This window comes from Caminibacter sp., from assembly GCF_053999135.1.
On the sequence record NZ_JBMXVQ010000016.1, the window covers coordinates 1 to 19,611 of the forward strand.

23 protein-coding genes and 1 tRNA gene are annotated in these 19,611 nt (G+C 30.5%); 3 read left to right on the forward strand and 21 right to left on the reverse strand.

What is annotated here, in order from left to right:
• The 16 genes from ACXJH6_RS00780 to lepA form a co-directional block, all read right to left on the reverse strand.
• The coding region (locus ACXJH6_RS00780) for an HP0729 family protein (RefSeq protein WP_456469858.1) at positions 1-770 on the reverse strand (770 nt) is incomplete at its 3' end.
• Entirely contained in the window at positions 763-1,500 is a 738-nt protein-coding gene (locus tag ACXJH6_RS00785) for a hypothetical protein (RefSeq protein ID WP_456469859.1), read from the reverse strand. The genes ACXJH6_RS00780 and ACXJH6_RS00785, both read right to left, overlap by 8 nt.
• Positions 1,501-1,518: 18 nt before the next feature.
• Positions 1,519-2,646 carry a dynamin family protein gene (locus ACXJH6_RS00790; RefSeq protein WP_456469860.1) on the reverse strand — a complete coding sequence of 376 codons (1,128 nt, stop codon included), beginning with the start codon at positions 2,644-2,646 and terminating at the stop codon, positions 1,519-1,521.
• A complete protein-coding gene (locus tag ACXJH6_RS00795) occupies positions 2,640-4,235 on the reverse strand; it encodes a dynamin family protein (protein WP_456469861.1) in 1,596 nt (531 codons plus the stop codon). The genes ACXJH6_RS00790 and ACXJH6_RS00795 overlap by 7 nt, the downstream gene beginning before the upstream one ends.
• A gap of 106 nt (positions 4,236-4,341) precedes the next feature.
• Positions 4,342-4,998 (reverse strand): hypothetical protein, encoded by a 657-nt coding sequence (locus tag ACXJH6_RS00800; protein ID WP_456469862.1) that lies wholly within the window; start codon positions 4,996-4,998, stop codon positions 4,342-4,344.
• A gap of 9 nt (positions 4,999-5,007) precedes the next feature.
• A complete protein-coding gene (locus ACXJH6_RS00805) occupies positions 5,008-5,199 on the reverse strand; it encodes an FmdB family zinc ribbon protein (RefSeq protein WP_456469863.1) in 192 nt (63 codons plus the stop codon).
• Positions 5,200-5,212: 13 nt separating this feature from the next.
• Entirely contained in the window at positions 5,213-5,803 is a 591-nt protein-coding gene (locus ACXJH6_RS00810; protein ID WP_456469864.1) for a hypothetical protein, read from the reverse strand.
• Positions 5,793-5,945, reverse strand: coding sequence for a hypothetical protein (locus ACXJH6_RS00815; RefSeq protein ID WP_456469865.1), 153 nt, complete (start codon positions 5,943-5,945; stop codon positions 5,793-5,795). Before ACXJH6_RS00815 ends, ACXJH6_RS00810 begins: the two co-directional genes overlap by 11 nt.
• Positions 5,946-5,978: 33 nt before the next feature.
• On the reverse strand, positions 5,979-6,770 hold the full coding sequence (locus tag ACXJH6_RS00820) for a WYL domain-containing transcriptional regulator (protein ID WP_456469866.1): 792 nt from the start codon (positions 6,768-6,770) through the stop codon (positions 5,979-5,981).
• Positions 6,754-7,104 carry a YkvA family protein gene (locus ACXJH6_RS00825; RefSeq protein ID WP_456469867.1) on the reverse strand — a complete coding sequence of 117 codons (351 nt, stop codon included), beginning with the start codon at positions 7,102-7,104 and terminating at the stop codon, positions 6,754-6,756. The genes ACXJH6_RS00820 and ACXJH6_RS00825 overlap by 17 nt, the downstream gene beginning before the upstream one ends.
• The gene (locus tag ACXJH6_RS00830) at positions 7,064-7,291 is read right to left on the reverse strand and encodes a hypothetical protein (protein ID WP_456469868.1); all 228 of its coding nucleotides are present in this window, start codon (positions 7,289-7,291) and stop codon (positions 7,064-7,066) included. The genes ACXJH6_RS00825 and ACXJH6_RS00830 overlap by 41 nt, the downstream gene beginning before the upstream one ends.
• Positions 7,284-8,585, reverse strand: a complete 1,302-nt coding sequence (locus ACXJH6_RS00835) for an ATP-binding protein (RefSeq protein WP_456469869.1) — start codon at positions 8,583-8,585, stop codon at positions 7,284-7,286. The genes ACXJH6_RS00830 and ACXJH6_RS00835 overlap by 8 nt, the downstream gene beginning before the upstream one ends.
• 443 nt (positions 8,586-9,028) lie before the next feature.
• Entirely contained in the window at positions 9,029-9,481 is a 453-nt protein-coding gene (locus tag ACXJH6_RS00840) for a hypothetical protein (RefSeq protein WP_456469870.1), read from the reverse strand.
• Positions 9,482-9,535: 54 nt separating this feature from the next.
• Complete coding sequence (locus ACXJH6_RS00845; RefSeq protein ID WP_456469871.1) at positions 9,536-9,892, reverse strand: YkvA family protein; 357 nt, start codon at positions 9,890-9,892, stop codon at positions 9,536-9,538.
• 62 nt (positions 9,893-9,954) lie between these two features.
• Positions 9,955-10,920: an AI-2E family transporter gene (locus ACXJH6_RS00850; RefSeq protein WP_456469872.1), complete on the reverse strand. Its 966-nt coding sequence runs from the start codon at positions 10,918-10,920 to the stop codon at positions 9,955-9,957.
• Positions 10,920-12,701 carry a translation elongation factor 4 gene (gene lepA, locus ACXJH6_RS00855; RefSeq protein WP_456469873.1) on the reverse strand — a complete coding sequence of 594 codons (1,782 nt, stop codon included), beginning with the start codon at positions 12,699-12,701 and terminating at the stop codon, positions 10,920-10,922. The genes ACXJH6_RS00850 and lepA overlap by 1 nt, the downstream gene beginning before the upstream one ends.
• Positions 12,702-12,843: 142 nt before the next feature.
• Between lepA and ACXJH6_RS00860 the strand changes: the two genes are divergently transcribed.
• Positions 12,844-13,713: a YfdX family protein gene (locus ACXJH6_RS00860; protein WP_456469874.1), complete on the forward strand. Its 870-nt coding sequence runs from the start codon at positions 12,844-12,846 to the stop codon at positions 13,711-13,713.
• Between the two features lie 80 nt (positions 13,714-13,793).
• Here the strand turns inward: ACXJH6_RS00860 and infC are convergent, their stop codons facing one another.
• The 5 genes from infC to glmM all read right to left on the reverse strand — a co-directional run bounded on the left by infC (position 13,794) and on the right by glmM (position 18,418).
• On the reverse strand, positions 13,794-14,327 hold the full coding sequence (gene infC / locus ACXJH6_RS00865; protein ID WP_456469875.1) for a translation initiation factor IF-3: 534 nt from the start codon (positions 14,325-14,327) through the stop codon (positions 13,794-13,796).
• Positions 14,324-16,162, reverse strand: coding sequence for a threonine--tRNA ligase (gene thrS, locus ACXJH6_RS00870; protein ID WP_456469876.1), 1,839 nt, complete (start codon positions 16,160-16,162; stop codon positions 14,324-14,326). The genes infC and thrS overlap by 4 nt, the downstream gene beginning before the upstream one ends.
• A gap of 395 nt (positions 16,163-16,557) precedes the next feature.
• Positions 16,558-16,633: transfer RNA gene (locus ACXJH6_RS00875), tRNA-Val, on the reverse strand.
• Entirely contained in the window at positions 16,624-17,079 is a 456-nt protein-coding gene (lspA, locus tag ACXJH6_RS00880; RefSeq protein WP_456469877.1) for a signal peptidase II, read from the reverse strand. The genes ACXJH6_RS00875 and lspA overlap by 10 nt, the downstream gene beginning before the upstream one ends.
• A gap of 16 nt (positions 17,080-17,095) precedes the next feature.
• Complete coding sequence (gene glmM / locus ACXJH6_RS00885; protein WP_456469878.1) at positions 17,096-18,418, reverse strand: phosphoglucosamine mutase; 1,323 nt, start codon at positions 18,416-18,418, stop codon at positions 17,096-17,098.
• A 92-nt stretch (positions 18,419-18,510) separates the two neighbouring features.
• On the opposite strand from glmM, the gene rpsT reads away from it, so the two are divergent.
• Positions 18,511-18,792, forward strand: a complete 282-nt coding sequence (gene rpsT, locus ACXJH6_RS00890) for a 30S ribosomal protein S20 (RefSeq protein ID WP_456469879.1) — start codon at positions 18,511-18,513, stop codon at positions 18,790-18,792.
• A 46-nt stretch (positions 18,793-18,838) separates the two neighbouring features.
• Positions 18,839-19,611: peptide chain release factor 1 (locus ACXJH6_RS00895; RefSeq protein WP_456469880.1), on the forward strand; the 773-nt coding region annotated here is incomplete at its 3' end.

Below are 19,611 nucleotides of genomic sequence, written 5' to 3' on the forward strand. Positions count from 1 at the left end.
GTATATGATATATCCTTAATATTTTCATAAATCAACCTAAAAAGCTCTTTCAAAAACAGATATATTTCAAGTTCTATTACTTTTGAATATTTTATAACAATTGAGTTAAAATCATATGTCAAATCTTTTTTGTAATGCTGATACTCTATTTCTGCCGAAATTATATTATCAAGGCTTCTAGGATGCATTTTATAAATCAAATCACCAAACACATATTCCTGCAAAATATTTTTGTATTTCAGATATTCTTCGCTTTTATATATGTTTTTATACAGTTTGTCTTCAACATCTAAAAAATAATCGATTTCGTTTTTCTGCTCAATTATTAAAGGATACGCATAATTGTTACCGTAAAGGGCAAAAGTGTGGTTACCATAATTCGGAGTAGTGAAATTTGCAAGTATTTTATCCCTCACGCTTTCAAAATCATCTATTATAATTTCATACATATCATCAATCAAAAACCACGCCTCAACATCGTAATTTTTATAATACACAGGTGCTTTTGCGCTTAAATCCTTAGTTGAAACTTTTATAACTTTTGCGACATATATGCTTGAATAATCGGTAAGAAACAGTTGAAGATAATTATCTTCGTTAACGTTTTGAATGAGTTCTTGCAGTTTTTCCTCAAACGGGTGGGAAGTGCTTTTGAGTTTTGATTTTAATTTCCCGAAAGCCACTTCCCCGTTTTCAAGCAATACTTCTAAATGTTCTTTTATTACGTTTTTTTGATAATACGGGTTGTATAGGATTAACAGGTTATTCACATATTTCCTTAAAAATTTTTTCAAAATTTTCTATCTCTTTATTAATGTTAGATAATTGTTCCTGAATTTTTATTTTTTCTTCTTTTGTTGCTTTTAATACTTTAATCATTTCATTAATAGTATTTTGAATTTCTCCTATTTTTCTTTGAACTGCATCTTTTGATACATCAATTAAATTATCTTTTATTTGATTTTGTTTATCATTAATTAATTCTAAAATTTGAGGTTTTATTTCATTGATTACCATTCTTAAAATTTCTTCACTTTTTTGTGATTGTTTATATAATGTATATCCTGCAGCTGCAATTCCTAATATCCAACCAATTACAGGTATAGAAAAAGTAATAAGTCTTCCTGCAATTAACTCAAGAGCCATACCCACTCCAAATCCAGCAGCTCCAGCTGCCGCTGAAAAACCTAAATCTTCTAATAAATTCACAAATTCTTTTGAAGAATATTCAATCTCCCCTTTAGAATTAATTTTAAAATCAAGTTCAATTAAATCAAATTTTTTTAAATCATTACTTGTTAATCTTGACAGTTCATCAATTATTATATTAATCTCCTTTATAATATCATTTGCTCTATAAACATTATCTTGAATTAAAAAAAGTATTGGTTTAAAATAGTCTTCAACAAAAATTTTAGAGAAATCTTTTTCAAAGTCTTCTAAACCTCTTTTTATTGCATAATTCCAATTGTCTTCGCTAAAAGATTCAAAAAATCCCACATCATCTAATCTATACCTTCAATCACTTCTTAATGTATCAAATACTTTTTCTTTAAACTTCTTATCTTTTTCTTTATCTAATTGAAAATTTAATGCTTGTGACAATAATTCTTGCTTATTTTTTAGAGTTTCAATTTCCATTTCAATTTTTATGTCGGGACAAGCATTTAATAAATCTTTTAAATTCCCATATCTATCTATTCTATTTTTTATTAAAGATTTTAATTCTTTACAAAATTCATTTTTTAAACGATTAAAATAATTAATTTCATATTTAAATTTATTTTGTTTTAATTTTATTGATTCTTCCCAGAAAATTCTCTCAAAACTTTCAAATTTACTTTCTTTTAATTTTTCTTTATTATTTTTTAACTTACCAACCAATGCTTTTTTAGCTGAAAGAGCATATATATGATTTGTAGATATAATTTTATTGACTTCTTCTTTTGTTTTATTAATGACATCTTCAATTTCTTTTTTTAATTCTTCTTCAGACTTTAATTCCTTATCATCCTCATTTATAACAGCATCTATCTTATTTAAAACAATAAATGTTTTATCTATTAAATTGTTTTCCTTTATTTCTTCTAAAAATTTTTTATCTTCTTGTTTTAATCCTTGTGAAATATCTAAAATTAATACAATTGCATCACTTTTTTTAGATGCTTCTATTAAAATTTTTTTCATTATATTTTCATTAATACTTCCATAACCTGGTGTATCAAGTAATACTATATTTTTTAATTTTTCGATAGGAATTTCAACTATTATTGTTTTAAATTCACTTCCGTCTTTTAATTTTTTAAGTAATTCTCGATTTATGTTTTGAATTTCTTTTTTTAGTTCTTCTAAAGAATTTAATTCTTTTTCATTAATTTTATATTTTTTACCATATTTTATTTCAAATAATGTTGCAGTTGTCTCACCACTTTTTGCATCTAATACCTGATTTTCAAAAACTAATGCATTTAAAAAAGTGCTTTTCCCATTACTTACTGTGGCCATTACACCTATAGTAATAGTTTCTTTTTGAATTCTTTGTTTTAATTCTTCAAATTTACCTCTTAAAATTTCAATATTTTTATTTAAAATTTTATTTACTTCATTTGTTAATTCTTCTTTTTGTTTTACAAATTTTTCTAGCATAATTCCCCCTTGCATTGATTAACAATTTTTTCAATTGTTTCTTTTTCATTTTCAAGATAATTTATTTTAGTTTCAATATCTTCTTTTTTATGAGAAATATTTTTTGTAGAAGATTCTATTGCATAAATAGAAGATTTTATTTCAGCTAATTCTTTAAATTCAATTTCTCTTTTCTTCTCTTTTGAGATATTATCAATTTCTTTAATTATAGAATTTTTTAAATTATTAATATTTTCATTTATTGTTTTGTTTAGTTTTATACTTTTTGTTGTACTAAATACATTATTTACTATTTTAGTTCCAAATTCAACTTTATTTAATTTTTCTTCAAATTTTTTTGCCTTTTCTTTTGCTTTATCACTATCATCATCTTTTATGACTTCTTTTATAACTCCTTTAGCGAAATCTATACTAGAGATAATAAACTCACTTAAAGTATTAATTATTGAATTGATAAATAATAATAGTTCATCTAAAATATCAAATTGTATATCATAATCATTAATAATAGTTTTAAATATATCATTTGTTTTTTTCTTAATATCTAAAAGAGCGTTCTCAAACTCAATTATTATATCTTCTCTAATACTAGCTTTTTTTAAATTAACTTTTAATTCGGATAATCTTATTTCAATGAAATTTTTTAATTCATTGGTTTTTTTATCTATTTCCTCAAAAGCTTTATTTAAAATTTCTTTTTTTTCATTTAATTCATTTTTTAATTTATCAAGTTTTATTTGTAATTCTTCTTTTGATAGTTTTAAATTTTCCATTATTTCATTTATCTGAAACTCTGCTATTTGATTTATATCTTCTAATAATTTTTTTGTTCTTGTTTTTTTAAGTTTCACTATATCTAAAGAATTTAAATAATTCTCAAAACTATTTTTAAATTCTGAAAAATTACTTTCTTTTATTTTATTTTCATCTTGTAATATAACTCCAGCTAAATATTTTTTAGCAGATATTTTGAATGTTTGATAATCTTGCAGTACTTTAGGCATATAACCTTCATCATCAATAGTATCTAATTTATTTAAAAGAATAAATATTTTATCTTTATGACTTTTTAAAATTTTATTATTAAAAAACTCTTCTTCACTTTTCGTTAACCCTTTTGAAATATCTAATACAAATACAACAATATCCGCAAAAGGTATATATTCTAAACTTATTAATTCTTTTTCTTTATCGATGTCATTAATTCCTGGTGTATCAATAAATACAACGTTTTTATAAGGAAAGTTATCTAAATGCACTTCTATTTTGTCAAATTTTTTATTATTTAATTCTTTTAATTTTTCCGATGTTAAATCATATTCTTGAATCTCATTGTTTAAAAAAGTAACAATTTTATTGTCTCCTTTTTTTATCAAAAAAAGATTTGCAGTCGTACTACCTACACTTGAAGGTAGTAAATTTTGTTTTATTAAACTATTAACAACCGTGCTTTTACCATTAGAAATATTACCAGCAAATACTACATCAACAAAAGGTTTATGAGAAAGTTTTTCTAAAATTTCTACTATTTCATTTAATTCATTATTGGAAAGCTTAATTATTTTTTCTTTTAATTCTACTAAACACATTTTATCTCCTTTATTTATTATAGGATTGCTTTAACTATTATTTCCGAATACCCTTTCTCTACAGCTTTTTCTAAGTCTTCTTTAGTTGTCACTGTTACAGTTTCCATTATTTTTCCTTTACAATATCAAATTTAATTTTCACTCCATTGTCTAAATGTTCAATTCTGCTAACTTCTACAAATTCAGCCATAGATTTTTCAACTATTGGCAATTTTTGTTTTATTAATTTTGCTTTTTCAACGTTTGAAAAATCACAAACAAGTTCTAAATTTTCTCCTAAGATACTTTCTTTAAATAAAATATCTTTGTCTGATAGATTTAATATTTTCTCTTTTATTATGCTTTCAATAATTATTTTGGTTAAAGGAATTAAAATTGGAGTTAAAATATTTTGAATTAAATTAGCATCTTTTGATTTTTCAATATTTATATCTCTGATTAAAAATTTTAGATTTAATCTTTTTAGATTGATTGAAGTTATAATGATCTTAAAGGAAACATCTATATTCATTAATTTGGTTTGTTTATTTGCCGTAATTAAGATTCCATCTTTTGTAATGTTAACTTTTTTAACTTTGTTTTTAAGTTTGTTTTCTATAATTTCGGCAGGAATTATAACTTCTTTGTTTTTAATAATATTTTGCACCCATTTCGGTGCTAAAGGTACTAATTTATTTAAAGTTTCTTCCTCAATCCCCTCAGCTGGAAGATAATTGTTTATTTTTTCTTGTGCCACTTTTTTGATTTCGTCAAATAATCCCATTTTCTCTCCTTATTTTTTAAAAACATTCTTAACCATATCAATAACTTCTTCTAACGGATTTCTAATCATACTTGATGAAACAATTTCAACCTTACCGCCGCATTTAGGACAACTTACGGGCATAAACACGTCTGATTGATATTTAGTAAAAGTGTAGCCGCATTTTTTGCATTTGTATTTGTAGTATTTTCCTATTGGCATTTTCAAACCTTTTTTAAAACAATTTTAACACAAAAAAAACGAAATTGGTTTTCGTATTTAAATTAACCAGTATATCATTGTTAACAACTTCTTTATTTTCATCTAAATTTTCGATAGGTATAAAACCGTTTTCTTCATAAAAGCTAATAATTTTTTCATTATTAATTGCATCTAATAAAACAAATCTCCCGTTAAAGAGATAATAACCTTTAATAATTGTTTTTAATGCCTGTTTTAATAATATTTTTCCTATTTTTTTATCACAAGTATCACTTTTTCCCAACTGACCTATCAAATAACATGGAAGGCATTTCAATTTAATATTTTCTTGTCCGTATAAAATCGTTATTGTTTCTTTTGAAAACTCTTCTACATAAAGAGAGGATATTGATATGGTAAAATATGCAACCGTTTCTTTGGTGTTTGTATCAACATACAGATACGTCCTGCTTCTTCCCTTTTCTTCAAATAAAACAGCTTTATTGTGTAAAAAAGACTCTAAATCCTTATTTTTATCACAATGAAAAGTTTTTAGAAGTTTTTTGATTTGAGATTTAGAAGTAAAATTGAGCAGTTCTGAGAGTGGAAAAAGTTTATATCTCATTTAACCAGTTTAAGTTATGATGTTTTATTGTTTTCTTATTATTTACACGCTTTTTTGATTTCTTTTTTTTAAAAGATTCTTTTATTAATTTATCAGACTCTTTTGGCAGAATAATTGTTGGATTTTCAATAGTTTGAGTCATTTTCTTCTCCGTTTTTATAAAATTATAACAAATTTATAAAGTTTCAATCTCTTTTAGCAAAATATTTTTAATTTTGTCTTTTAAATGCTTATCTTCAAGCTCAATCATTGTGAGGTGTTTTTTAAGAAACTCCACAAGCTCTTTTATATGATAATATTCGAATTCAAATTTTTCTTTTTCGAAATAGTTTTTAAATTCTTTTTTTACTTTTATAACCGTACTTTTTTTATTATGGTTGAAATATTTAGAATCAAAATTTATATTGATTTGTTTATTTAGGAGATTGTCATTTAAAGAAGTAAAAGAAGAAATGGAGTTTATATGAAAAGTTTTGATTTTTTCTTCTTTTAAATCATATCCGAAAAGATACCATCTTAAATCAAAGTTTCCTATTTTCAAGGGATGAATTGTATAGCTTTTGCTTTTATATTCAATATTTAGAGAAATATTTTCTTTTATAAAATAAAGATAAGCTTTTAAGCTTAAAATATCAAAACTTTCAATTTTTAAATTTGATACTATATTTTTGTTTTCTTTAAAGAAAATTTTTTTTATTTCATTCTCATATTTTTTAAAAATATGAAGATTAACCGAAAAAACAAACTCTTTAAAAAGCTCAAAAAGCTCATTTTCTAAAATTGATGGTTTTTCTCTTAGTTTGTATTCTCCTTTTTTAACTTTTTCTATTTCATAATATTTTTGAAGTGTTTTGATATAGTTTTGAATACTCCTGATTGTAACGTTTAATTCTTTAGCCGCTTCCTTGACTTTCACACTATCACTGAACAAAAATTTAAAATATAATTTTTCAATATTTTTTTGCATTTTTAAATCTCTTGTAATTTTCTATTTCGTCTTTTAACTGTTTTATTACAAATGAAATTACAAATGCATCGTCTATAAATCCTATCCCCGATAAAAAATCGGGGATTACGTCAAAAGGCAGGACAACATATGCAAGCACACCTGCTATTGTTGCGTAAGTTGCAGCTGAAAGTGAATATTTTTTATCCGTAATCATTTCAAAAAGCAGTTTCATATCATTTATGAAACTTAAGTTTTTGAATTTTTCAAAAAAACTCTCTACTTCTTCTTCTTTGAAAGAATCTTTTAAATTTTCAACTAATTTCAGTGCTTTTTGTTTTTCTTTTTCCGTCATTTTCTTTCTTTTTTATTTGTATTTTAACAAAATTATTATTAGTTGATTTTGATTTATTTTTGTTTAATTCATTATCCCCCATTTCTTCATAATCCCTTTCAACTTTAAGTTTGGCATTTTTATCTTCTAAATCTTTGATCTTTGTTTTTAAGATTTGATTTTTCATTCCTATTGGGGTATTATACAAACAACAACCATTTTATCACGTTAATAATTTCTACATCATTATTTTCAATTTGTGGATTATCAAGAGTTAAAAGTATGAGTTTGGCATCGGTTTTTAGTTCTTCTTTTGCTTTTTGAAGCGCTCTAATTTCTCTTTTTAGGGTCTTTTCGTCATTTAAAGTCAAACTTACCTGAATCAAATGAGTTATTTTTTCATTCTCTTTAATCAAAAAATCAACCTCATAATTATCTTTAGTTTTATAGTAGTAAATATTTTCAAATCTTCTTTTAAGCTCCAAAAATACAATATTTTCAAGCAAATCACCTTTTTTTCTGCCTACTTCAAAAGATACTCTTTTTGAAAGCCCTGTATCTATTGAATAGACCTTTTTTAGATTTACAATCTGCTTTTTTAAAGACCAGTCAAATTTTTTTACCGTATATATTAAAAACGCGTTTTGTAAATATTCCATGTATTTTTCTATCGTTTCATATGAGATGTTTAAGATATTTTTAAGTTTATTGTTAGATACTAAATTTGAAATGTTTGAGAGTAAAAAGACTGAAAGTTGTTCAAGTTTTAAAAAATTATCAAGCTTATATCTTGCCACAATATCCCTAAGTAAAATTGAATCAAAATAACTTTTTAACTCCGCCTTTTTCAACTCTTCGTCTTCTGTAAGAACTACTTTTGGAAATCCTCCAAACTCCATAAACTCTTCAAAATATCTCTCAATCTCAAGCCTGTTTGAAATATATTCAAATTCATTTTTTATATTTAAACCTTTAAATTGCAAAAATTCCCTAAAACTTAAAGGATAAACTAAAACATCTAAATATCTGCCACTTAGAACCGAACTTATTTCCTTGCTTAACAGCTTAGAATTTGAACCTGTTGCGTATAAAAAACTGCTTTTTAATTCATACTCTTTATTTAGCCATTTTTCAAACCCCTCAATATTTTGTATTTCATCTAAAAAAATATGAGGTTTGTTTTGAGGTTTAAGATAATAAATATAAGCTTCTTTGATTTTTTCTAAAAGCGACAAATCTAAAAAAGGAGCAAATCTCGGATCTTCTAAATTGACAAAAAGTATCTCTTCTTTTTTTACGCCATAACTCAGCAAATTTTTAATATGATTGATTAAAATTGTAGATTTCCCGCTTCTTCTTACACCTTTTAAAAATATAACCTCTTGTGTTTTATACTTTTTTTCTATTTCGTTTTCGTAACTTTTTCTTTTTAAAGTATCAGGTAAATCTTTGTTCCAAAAATTCCATTCATTTAAAATTTCTATTATTTCTTCTCTATTCACTATGATCCTTTTGGTGTGGTGAGTAATATTATATCAAAATCACTCGTTATACCAAGTATTTTAACCCAAAAGTCCAGGGCTGTTTCACGCTGAAAAAATTCGAGTAACGAAAAAGTAAAAAAAGACAAAGTTGCGGATTTTAACGAAAATTTTGCCCTAAATTAAGTGCGTCTACCCGTTCGCACTTTTTAGCAAAATTTGAGTGGTGCATAAGCAAAAAGGAGCACGAAGCTGTTATATTTTATCTTTGTAGTTTAGCATAAAACAACCCTGCTCTTTTTCAAAGCCCTGTATCTATTGAATAGACTTTTTTTAGATTTACAATCTGCTTTTTAAAACTTAGAATTTGAACCTTAAAGTAAATTTTTCAATCCCTGACTCCTTTTATTTCTTTCAGTTCTTATCCCTTTCGGTTACTTTTTTACTCTCGGCTTTAGGATTATTTAAATAATCCCGTATTTTTTAAAAATATCTCTTGCTGTTTCGTCTTTTGCCAGTAGCTCATTTATAGCTTTTACCAGGTTATTTACATATTCTATATCGGCTTTTTTGTTAAATAAATCCGATTTTTCCATTTCCCTTCTTGCTTTTTCAGCAACTGTTCTTCTATCCCACATCATAAATCCGATAAGTCCAAATATTCCCGTCGTCAGCGCCAATATGAAATTAGTAAGGGTTTCAAAGCGTTTGTTCATATCTTCAAAACGTTTATCAATAGATTCAAAACGCTTATCAATAGCTTCAAAACGTCTATCGATACCTTCAAAGCGCAACTTCATTTCCTGTTTAATCAATTCTTGATTATGTTCAATTTTATTTAGTTTTTTTAGTATTTCTTCATTCGTAGTATTTGCATTTGCTGTAAGTAGCAGTATAAATATTATAAATATTCTCATAACTCACTCCTGATGGCTTTATAGAATTATAACATAGGATTAACAGGTTTTGCATTATTCACAATCCAAAAATTGTGAGAGTTTTTCTTTTGCTTTTATTTTGTGCTCTTCTTTTATACTGCTTACAACCATGGCAATCGTAGCAACCAATACGCCTAAGTCATCACTGAAACCTACAATCGGCGTAACATCAGGTATAGCGTCAAGAGGAGAAATAAAATATCCAAGTGCTGCAAAAATTACAGCTTTTACATGTGCCGGAGTATCTTCATCTTTTGCAGTATAGTAAAGTGTGAGAGCCTTTTCTAAAACCTCACACCCCGCTTTTTTTGCAAAGTTTTTTACTTTATCCCAAAAACTGTCATCTGAATAATCTTTTTCGAACTTTTTACTTTCTTCAATGTTTGGCATTTTATGTCCTTATTTTCTATTTTTCAAAATATTTCTTTTATTTTCTTTATCAGGAACCTAAATTACTTAGAAAGCAACATTCCAATCCATTTCGTTCTTTCATAACTTATTAAAGCCAGTTTGAGCGTCATGGTAAGAGGAACGGCTAAAAACGTCCCTACAATGCCAAAAACCCATCCCCATAAAAGAAGAGAAAAAAATACGACTGCCGGAGACAAATCAAGCCCCTCTCCCATAAGTTTTGGCTCTATTATATTTGAAACCACATTATTTATAATTATATATCCTATTGTTACATAAACGGCAACGTTTAAATCATAAATAACAAATGAAATTAAAATTCCTGGAATTGCAGCCACAATAGACCCAACTACGGGAATAAAATTGAATATAAAAGCCGTTATCCCTAAAAGCCACGCATAAGGCACTTTAAAATACAAAAGCATAAGCGCCACGAGTAAACCTGTCAAAGCGGAAGTAAAGGTTTTGATAACAAAGTATTTTTGGGTATTTTTAAAAAACAACGTTAATGTATCTTTATTTTCGGCAATTAAAGAAATTTTTTTACCGAAATTTTTAGATTCGAATATCATAAAAGAAACCCCTATAAATACAATCAAAAAACCCTTTATTAAATTTCCGGCTTTTGCCAAAAACGTTTTTATTAAAGGCACTATATTAACGGCGTTTAACATAGAAGAATCTATTCTCATATCAAAATTTTCCAGATATCCGTTTATTTGCGTAACAGCCGTTGAAAATTTATCCTGATAAAAAGAAGCGTTTTGCAAAAATTCCTTTAAAGAAGAATTTATAACCATAAACATAGCCCCGAAAATAAATACAACCAGTAAAGCTGAAAATGTATATCCTACAAAAATCGGCATTCCTCTTTTTTCAAAAAACGCCACAAGGGGATAAATTAAAATGGTTAAAAATATAGAAAGAATTAAATAAATTAAAAAAGGGGAAAGAAATTTAAGACCTATAACAGTGATTATCGTAGCCGCAATATATAAAATATTCATCAGTCAATCTTTAATACACTTAAAAACGCTTCTTGAGGAATATTTACCTTTCCTATTGCTTTCATTCTTTTTTTACCTTTTTTCTGTTTTTCAAGAAGTTTTCTTTTCCTGCTTATATCTCCTCCGTAACATTTTGCCGTTACGTCTTTTCTTAGGGCTTTTACCGTCTCACGGGCGATAATTTTGTTTCCGATACTTGCCTGAATAGCCACTTCAAAAAGCTGTCTTGGGATAAGTTCTTTCATAACTTTAATAAGTTCCCTTCCCTTTTTCTCGGCTTTGTCTTTAGGGACAATAATACTCAAAGCATCCACAGGCTCTCCGGCAACCCTTATGTCCATCTTCACCAAATCACCTTCTTTATATCCAACAGGCTCGTAATCAAAACTGGCATATCCTTTTGTAAGCGTTTTTAGTTTATCGTAAAAATCGGTTACGATTTCATTTAAAGGAATTTCATATTCAAGCAATACCCTCTCAGGGGAGAGATATTCCATTTTCAGCTGGATTCCCCTTTTTTCATTTAAAAACTGAATTAAGTTCCCCACATACTCAGCCGGTGTTAAAATAGTGGCTTTTACATAAGGCTCATAAATTTTGTCTATTTTATTCGGAGGCGGAAGTTCGCTCGGATTGCTTATTTCTATTTCACTTCCGTCGGTAAGCTTTACTTTATATGTAACGCTTGGTGCCGTGGCGATAAGCTCTATCCCAAATTCTCTCTCTAGCCTTTCTTTAATAACTTCCATATGAAGCATTCCAAGAAACCCGACTCTAAATCCAAATCCCAAAGCCTGGGATGTTTCGGGCTCAAAAGTAATGGAATCATCGTTTAATTTAAGCTTTTCAAGAGCATCCCTTAAATCATCGTATTTATCCGTATCTATAGGATAAATTCCGGCAAAAACGAAACTTTTAGCTTCGCTCATCTCTTCAACAGGCTCGCCTGCCGGATTTTTCGCCATGGTAATCGTATCTCCCACTCTGATATCGGCCACGTTTTTAAGTCCCATAACAACCACGCCGATTTCACCGGTTTTGATTTCATCCGTTTTTAGTTTTCTTAAAGGATGAGGGTAATAAAGGTCTAAAATCTTATGCTTTTTGCCCGTACCCATAACAAGCGCTTCCTCGCCTTTTTTAATGCTTCCGTCAAATACCCTCACAAGACATACGGCCCCAAGATAATTATCAAACCAGCTGTCATAAATCAGCGCTTTGGTAGGAGCCTCCGGGTTGCCCTGAGGAGCAGGAATTCTCTCGATTATGGCATCAAGAAGTTCTTCTATACCCTGCCCCGTTTTTGCACTTACCATTATCGCTTCGCTAGCGTCAATTCCTATTGTCTGCTCAATTTCTTCGGCAACCCTTTCAGGCTCGGCGCTTGGAAGGTCTATTTTATTAATTACCGGAATTATTTCAAGGTCGTTTTCAATCGCCATATAAACATTGGCTAACGTCTGGGCTTCCACCCCCTGACTTGCGTCAACCACCAAAAGCGCACCTTCGCTCGATTTTAACGATTTGCTGACTTCATGAGAAAAATCTACATGTCCTGGCGTATCAATAAGATTTAGAATATGCCCTTTATATTCAAGCCTTACGCTTTGGGCTTTAATGGTAATTCCTCTTTCTTTTTCAATATCCATGGTATCAAGAAGCTGGTCTTCCTTTTCCCTTTCACTAATACCACCGCAAAACTCTATAAGCCTGTCGGCTAAAGTCGATTTTCCATGGTCGATATGGGCTATGATGGAAAAGTTTCTTATTTTATCTTGCATTAACGGCCTTTTTTGCCGTAATTATAACACAATCCAAATCTTAAAATAAGATTAATTTTTAAATCAGTCTTATTAAAAAACTTGACATAATACAACTAAATTTTATATAATACGACAACTTAAAAATTCTAAGGAGGGACATATGAAAAAACTACTAACATCTGCATTAGCAGCGGCTGTTTTAACAAGCACAGCTTTTGCGGCGGACAACAAAACAAACCAGGTAAGCAAAAACGCAGTTACAAAAGCGGAACAAAAAGCTCAAAACGATACAAAGCTTATAAAAGAAGCAATAAGAGCTATTCAGTATACTCAGGATGCTTTAATCTATTTAAATTCAAAAAAAATAGATAAAGCAAAAGAAGCGTTGAAAAACGCGATAGGTCAACTTGCTATCGTACTTAATTCTCCAAATGCGCCTTATCTTTTACCAATTGATATTCAAATGGAAGCATATGAATTTAAAGGCGAATTAAAAGATGTGGCAAAAATGGTATCTAAAGCAAAACTTTTAGTAGCAGAAAACAAACTGCCTGAAGCAAGAGCTCTTTTAAACACTTTAAGAGATGAAATCGTAATTAAAACGGTTAATCTGCCTTTAGCGACATATCCTGCGGCTTTACAGCTTGCAGTTAGATACTTAAACGAAGGCAAAGTAAAAGAAGCCCAAGACGTGCTTGCAATGGCGTTATCGACTTTGGTTGAAATAGATACAATTATTCCAATTCCTATCGTAAAAGCCGAAGCGCTTATAACTGAAGCTTCAAAAATTGTTAAAAAAGATAAAAAACAGGCTATAAAATATCTTGAAGAAGCAAAATATCAACTTAAACTCGGAGAAGTTTTAGGATATACAAGCAAAAGCGACACTACTTACAAAATGCTTGAAAAAGCAATTAAAAACCTTGAAAAAGAGATTAAAGCAAATCACAAAACAGAAAGTCTGTTTAAAGAACTTCTTCAAAAACTCAAAGAGTTTAAAGAAAAAGCAATCCAGCAAATCAGTAAATAACCTCTCTTTTTCTTCTTTTTTTATTTAAAACATTTTTTCTCAGACACTTTTCATTAAATATAAAAAAACCTAAAAAGAAATTATTTTTTCTTCTTTTTAGGCGGTGTTACCAATAGGTTAATATAGTTCCCTTCAAGTTTAGGCTCGTTTTGCTTTTCCGCAACATCTTTTAACATTTCCCAAACCCTGTTAATAACCTCAAATCCTTTTTCAGGAGTGGCAAGTTCCCTTCCTCTTAAAAAGACTCTAAGTTTAACATGCTTTCCTTTTTCAAGAAATTCCCTTGCGTGTTTTACTTTATAGTTTATATCGTTATCCTGTATTTTTGAAGTAAATTTAATCTCTTTAACTTCTATCTTAACCTGTTTTTTCTTAGCCTCTTTTTTCTTTCTTTCCTGTTCGTATTTATATTTTCCGTAATCCATAACTTTAGCAACCGGAGGATTTGCCTGAGGCGCTACAAGAACCAAATCAAGCCCTTTATTATAAGCTATTTCAAGGGCTTTTTGGGAATCAACAATTTTTGGCTCCCCTTCTCCGTCAACCAGTCTTACTCTGTCTGTAAAATCAATAATCTCTTCATTTATTAATGTTTTATCTTCTTTTTTACTCATAGTTTTACCTCGCTTAAGTTTTTAATCATTTCCACAAACTCTCCTTTTTTCATTTTATATTGTTCTCTTTTTTTTCTATCTCGAATAGCAACAGTTTCAGTTTCAACTTCTTCATCACCAACAATTACCACATAACCGACTTTTTGTTTTTCGGCGTTTCTGATTCTTTTATTAAGAGAATCATTACCGGCAAATACTTCAGTTTTAATATCGTCTTCTAAAAGCTCTTTTTGAATTTCTTTAGCATATTCTATATGTTTTTCCCCAATAGGAACAAAAATCGCTTTTACAGGTGCTATAAATGTCGGAAACTCCCCTGCGTAATGCTCTGTAAGAATAGCTATAAATCTTTCAAAACTTCCAATAATCGCTCTGTGAATCATAACAGGGCGTTTTCTTTCGTTGTTTTCGTCCACATAACTTATGTCAAATCTCTCAGGAAGGTTAAAATCTATCTGAATAGTCCCGCACTGCCATTTTCTACCGATTGCATCGGTAATTTTTATATCTATTTTAGGTCCGTAAAACGCTCCACCGCCTTCATCAACCCCGTACTCTCTTCCAAGTTTATTAAGCGCTTCTTTTAAAGCATAAGTGGCTTTTTCCCAGATTTCATCGCTTCCTATGGATTTTTCCGGTCTTGTCGAAATTTCCATTTCATATTCAAACCCAAACCTCTGCATAATCGAATCAACAAAATCAAGTACTTTTATAACTTCTTCCTCAATCTGGTCGGGTCTACAGAAAATATGCGCATCATCTTGGGTAAATTCCCTAACTCTTAAAAGCCCATGTAAAACACCGCTTTTTTCATGTCTGTGAACGGTCCCGAATTCAAAAAATCTAAGAGGCAATTCTTTATAGCTTCTTGTTTTATATCCGAAGATTTTAACATGAGCTAAGCAGTTCATCGGTTTTATACCATACTCTTCAGCCGGTCTGTTTTCCTCATCGTGTTCTATTTCCGTGAAATACATGTTTTCCTTATAATTATAATAATGTCCGGAAATTTTCCACATTTCGCTTTTTAAAAGTTCAGGTCCCCTTACCGGCTCGTAATATCTTCTAATGTGGGCAGAAAAAAGAAGTTTTTCAAGATTACTTCTTAGCATCGCCCCTTTTGGCAGCCATATCGGCATTCCCGGAGCCACATCCTCTTCAAAAAGCCAAAGTTCAAGTTCACGTCCTAGTTTTCTGTGATCTCTTTTCAAAGCTTCTTCAAGCATTTTAAGGTATTTTTGAAGTGCGTCTTTTGTGGCAAAAGCGGTACCGTAAATTCTTGTAAGCATTTCGTTTTTGGAATCACCCCCAAGATAAGCACCAGCAACTTTTTGAAGTTTTACGTTTTGAAGATATTTTGTATTAGGCACATGAGGTCCTCTACACAAATCCTCAAATTCCCCCTGTTTGTATATAGATACGGTATCACCCGGTATCATATCCAAAACAGCCTGTTTAAGCTCGTCTTCTTTAAACTTTTCCCTGGCTTCTTCTTTGCTTATTTCATATCTTGTAATATCATATTTTTTCTTAGCAAGGGCTTTCATTTTCTTTTCGATGTTTTTTAAATCTTTATCACTGATAGGCGTATTAGTTTTTAAATCGTAATAAAAGCCGTTTTCAATCGTAGGCCCCACGTAAAATTTAGCTTCCGGATAAAGCTCTTTTATAGCCTGAGCCATTAAATGGGCAGCCGAATGGCGGATAATTTCAAGTGCGTCTTCACTGTCTTCAAAATATATGGGAGTTGCCCCGCTTATATCGATATTTTTGGCTTCTATTGTCTGCAAATCGACAATATTATCGCCAATCTTGTATCCGATTATATCACTCATTAAGTTCCTTTTGAATTAAAATGATTTTAGAAGTATATAAGAAGTTATTAAAGAAGCGGTTATTCAATGTTATCCCTCTTTATTGTAATCTCCTTTTTTGCTTGAATTTTAACTTAATTTTATTTTAATGTCAACGGGAAGCAGGGTTATTTCATGCTAAACTACAAAGATAAAAATATGACAGCTTCGTGCTCCTTTTTGCTTACGCACCACTCAAATTCTGCTAAAAAGTGCGAACGGGTAGACGCACTTTTTTTAGGGCAAAATTTTCGTTAAAATCCGCAACGCTGTCACATTTTTACTTTTTCGTTATTTACATGTTTTCAGCATAAAACAGCCTTGATGTCAACGGGAAGTAAAATCAAATATTAGGAATTTAAAAGAAGATTGTGCAGTGGTGGTCGCAGCTGGACTCGAACCAGCGACCCCTACCGTGTCGGGGTAGTGCTCTACCAACTGAGCTATGCGACCTTTTTCGAAATTTTACCAAAAAAATAAAAATATGCAAACAGGGCTATAGACAAATCTATCATTACATCGGCAAAATTAAAAATGGCAAAATCAAACCCGCAGTGCCAGTATACATAATCAACCACCCCTTTTCTTAAAAACCGGTCTAAAAGGTTAGACACTGCAGCTCCGAATAAAATTCCCGAAACTACGGGATGGGTTTTTAATATGTTTTCTTTATAAAAAAGATAAACAAGTGCGGCTATAAGCAAAAGCTGCAAATATTTAAGATATTCGCCCAAAAACTCGAACATGGAAAAAGCAACCCCTTTATTAAAAGTCAACACCAAAGAAATACATTTTCCCTGCCACTCAAATCCGTTTAAAAAAAGATATTTTATACCCTGGTCAATTAAAAAAATTAAAACAAAAGCAATAAAAAACTTAATTAATTTTCGTTTTTCCATTTTTCATTTTCCGTTATTAAGAAAGTCTGCTTTTAAAAAACTGCTTTAACATCTCAAGAAGCTCTTTTGCTTTTGTTTCACTTTCGCCCTCTATAAGCAGCCTCAGCTTGTTTTCCGTACCTGAATATCTTACAAGATGTCTGTAACCTTCGTTTTCGACGGATTTTAACATCTCATCGGCGCCTTCTATCTTTTCAAAAGGTATTTTTTCGCTTACGTTTATATTGGTCTGAACCTGAGGATAAAGTTCAAAAAGATTAAAAGCCTCACTAGCTTTTTTTCCGCTTTCTATCATATATGCAACTGCCTGAAGGGCGCTTACAAGTCCGTCACCCGTTTTTGCGTAATCGCTGAAAATTATATGTCCGGACTGTTCTCCTCCGAAATTCAGACCCTCTTTTTTCATAACCTCAAGAACGTATTTATCCCCCACAGCGCTTCTAAAAACTTTAATTCCGTATTTTTTCAAAAACTCTTCAAGCGCTCCGTTACTCATAACCGTTACTGCAATTCCGGCGTTTTTAAGTTTTCCTTTTTTATGAAGGTAATAAGCAAGGGCTCCTAAAAGTTTATCCCCGTCAACTATCTCTCCCCTTTCATCGACAACAACCAGCCTGTCCGCATCCCCGTCAAGGGCAAAACCGATATCGGCCCTGTATTCTTTTACTTTCTGAGCCAACACCTCCGGGTGCATAGCCCCTGCGTTTTGATTGATATTAAATCCGTCTGGTTCATCATTAATTGTAATTACATCGGCTCCTAATTCGTTAAAAATAGTAGGAGCGACTTTATAAGCCGCACCGTTGGCTGCATCAACCACAACTCTTATACCGTTTAGATTAAGGTGTTTTGGAAAAGAAGATTTTATATGAACTATATATCTTCCGATAACGTCGTCTATTCTTTTACTTTTTCCTATCTCTTTTTGGGTTTTAAGATGAAAATTATTCTCAAAATACCTTTTTTCAATCTCTTCTTCCACCTCTTTTGAAAATTTATTCCCCTCGCTGTCAAAAAATTTTATTCCGTTGTCATAATAAGGATTATGAGAAGCGCTTATCATAATCCCCCCGTCACATCTCATATCCTCCGTTAAAAAAGCAACCGCGGGAGTTGGCATAGGCCCTATTTGGATAACGTCGTAACCAATCGCCGTAAGGCCGCTGACTATTGCATTTTCTATCATATACCCGCTTCTTCTGGTATCTTTACCTACAAGAATTTTTTTCGTTTTTTTAGGAATGGTATCTCCAAAAGCCATTGCAAGTTTCATAGCCAAAAAAGGGGTTATCACTTCTCCGGCTTTCCCCCTTACACCGTCTGTTCCGAAAAGTTTCATGCTTTATCCTTTTTATTTCCTTACGAAAATGAAATAATTATTTGCAAATTTTATCAAATTTTTATAAAATACGCTTCAAAAAAAGGAACTAAATGGCAAATACAAAGTCAGCTGAAAAAAGAATCAGACAAACAAAAAAAAGAACTGAAAGAAACAGATACTATAGAACAAGAATCAAAACAATAACTAAAAACGTAGAAAAAGCGGTAGCCGAAGGTGATTATGAAAAAGCTTACAACTATTGGAAAGTGGCAAACAAAAAATTCCAAAGCTATATTAATAAAGGAATTTTAAAGAAAAATACGGCAAGAAGAAAAATTTCAAGACTTCACCATCTTGTAAAATCTATCGAACCGCAAGCTGAAAACGCTTAATTTTTCCCTTTTCCCCTCCTTAAACTTTATTTCCTAAAGGAAAACCATGCTTCTTGAAAAATTAAAACCTTTTGTAGAAAAATATAATGAAATAAACGAAAAACTTTCATCTCCCGAAATAACAAAAGACATAAAACAGATGACAAAACTCTCACGTGAAGCCAGACAGTTAGAAGATATAGTAAACAAGGCAAAAGAATACGAAAAAACGGTAAACGCTCTTGAAGAAGCAAAAGCTATGCTTGAAGACCCTGAAATGTCCGAACTTGCAAAAGAAGAAATTAAAGAAATAGAAGAAAAACTGCCAAAACTTGAAGAAGAGATAAAACTGCTGCTCCTGCCAAAAGACCCTAACGACGATAAAAACATATTCCTCGAAATAAGAGCGGGAACGGGAGGAGACGAAGCTGCGCTGTTTGTAGGGGATTTAATGAGAGCATATTTAAGATACGCCGATAACAAGGGATGGAAAGTCGAAATAGTAAGCGAAAGCAAAAACGATATCGGAGGTTTTAAAGAAATAATACTTCTTATAAAAGGGGATGGTGCTTATAGCCGCCTCAAATACGAAGGGGGAACTCACAGAGTTCAAAGAATCCCGGCAACCGAATCTCAGGGAAGAATTCACACCTCAGCCGTAACCGTTGCCGTTATGCCCGAAGTTGACGACGTGGATATCGAACTCGACCCGAAAGATATCAAAATAGAGGTTATGAGAGCCGGAGGTGCCGGAGGTCAGCACGTAAATAAAACCGAAAGTGCCGTCAGAATGACCCATATTCCAACAGGAATTACCGTATCGATGCAGGATGAAAGAAG

Coding starts and splice junctions, on each gene's coding strand:
- ACXJH6_RS00860 (WP_456469874.1), top strand. CDS start 12,844: ATGAAAAAACTACTAACATCTGCATTAGCAGCGGCTGTTTTAACAAGC.
- ACXJH6_RS00800 (WP_456469862.1), bottom strand. CDS start 4,998: ATGGGATTATTTGACGAAATCAAAAAAGTGGCACAAGAAAAAATAAAC.
- ACXJH6_RS00810 (WP_456469864.1), bottom strand. CDS start 5,803: ATGAGATATAAACTTTTTCCACTCTCAGAACTGCTCAATTTTACTTCT.
- ACXJH6_RS00815 (WP_456469865.1), bottom strand. CDS start 5,945: ATGACTCAAACTATTGAAAATCCAACAATTATTCTGCCAAAAGAGTCT.
- ACXJH6_RS00840 (WP_456469870.1), bottom strand. CDS start 9,481: ATGAGAATATTTATAATATTTATACTGCTACTTACAGCAAATGCAAAT.
- lspA (WP_456469877.1), bottom strand. CDS start 17,079: ATGGAAAAACGAAAATTAATTAAGTTTTTTATTGCTTTTGTTTTAATT.
- infC (WP_456469875.1), bottom strand. CDS start 14,327: ATGAGTAAAAAAGAAGATAAAACATTAATAAATGAAGAGATTATTGAT.
- ACXJH6_RS00790 (WP_456469860.1), bottom strand. CDS start 2,646: ATGCTAGAAAAATTTGTAAAACAAAAAGAAGAATTAACAAATGAAGTA.
- thrS (WP_456469876.1), bottom strand. CDS start 16,162: ATGAGTGATATAATCGGATACAAGATTGGCGATAATATTGTCGATTTG.
- ACXJH6_RS00795 (WP_456469861.1), bottom strand. CDS start 4,235: ATGTGTTTAGTAGAATTAAAAGAAAAAATAATTAAGCTTTCCAATAAT.
- lepA (WP_456469873.1), bottom strand. CDS start 12,701: ATGCAAGATAAAATAAGAAACTTTTCCATCATAGCCCATATCGACCAT.
- glmM (WP_456469878.1), bottom strand. CDS start 18,418: ATGAAACTTTTCGGAACAGACGGTGTAAGGGGGAAAGCCGGAGAAGTG.
- ACXJH6_RS00805 (WP_456469863.1), bottom strand. CDS start 5,199: ATGCCAATAGGAAAATACTACAAATACAAATGCAAAAAATGCGGCTAC.
- ACXJH6_RS00820 (WP_456469866.1), bottom strand. CDS start 6,770: ATGCAAAAAAATATTGAAAAATTATATTTTAAATTTTTGTTCAGTGAT.
- rpsT (WP_456469879.1), top strand. CDS start 18,511: ATGGCAAATACAAAGTCAGCTGAAAAAAGAATCAGACAAACAAAAAAA.
- ACXJH6_RS00825 (WP_456469867.1), bottom strand. CDS start 7,104: ATGACGGAAAAAGAAAAACAAAAAGCACTGAAATTAGTTGAAAATTTA.
- ACXJH6_RS00845 (WP_456469871.1), bottom strand. CDS start 9,892: ATGCCAAACATTGAAGAAAGTAAAAAGTTCGAAAAAGATTATTCAGAT.
- ACXJH6_RS00850 (WP_456469872.1), bottom strand. CDS start 10,920: ATGAATATTTTATATATTGCGGCTACGATAATCACTGTTATAGGTCTT.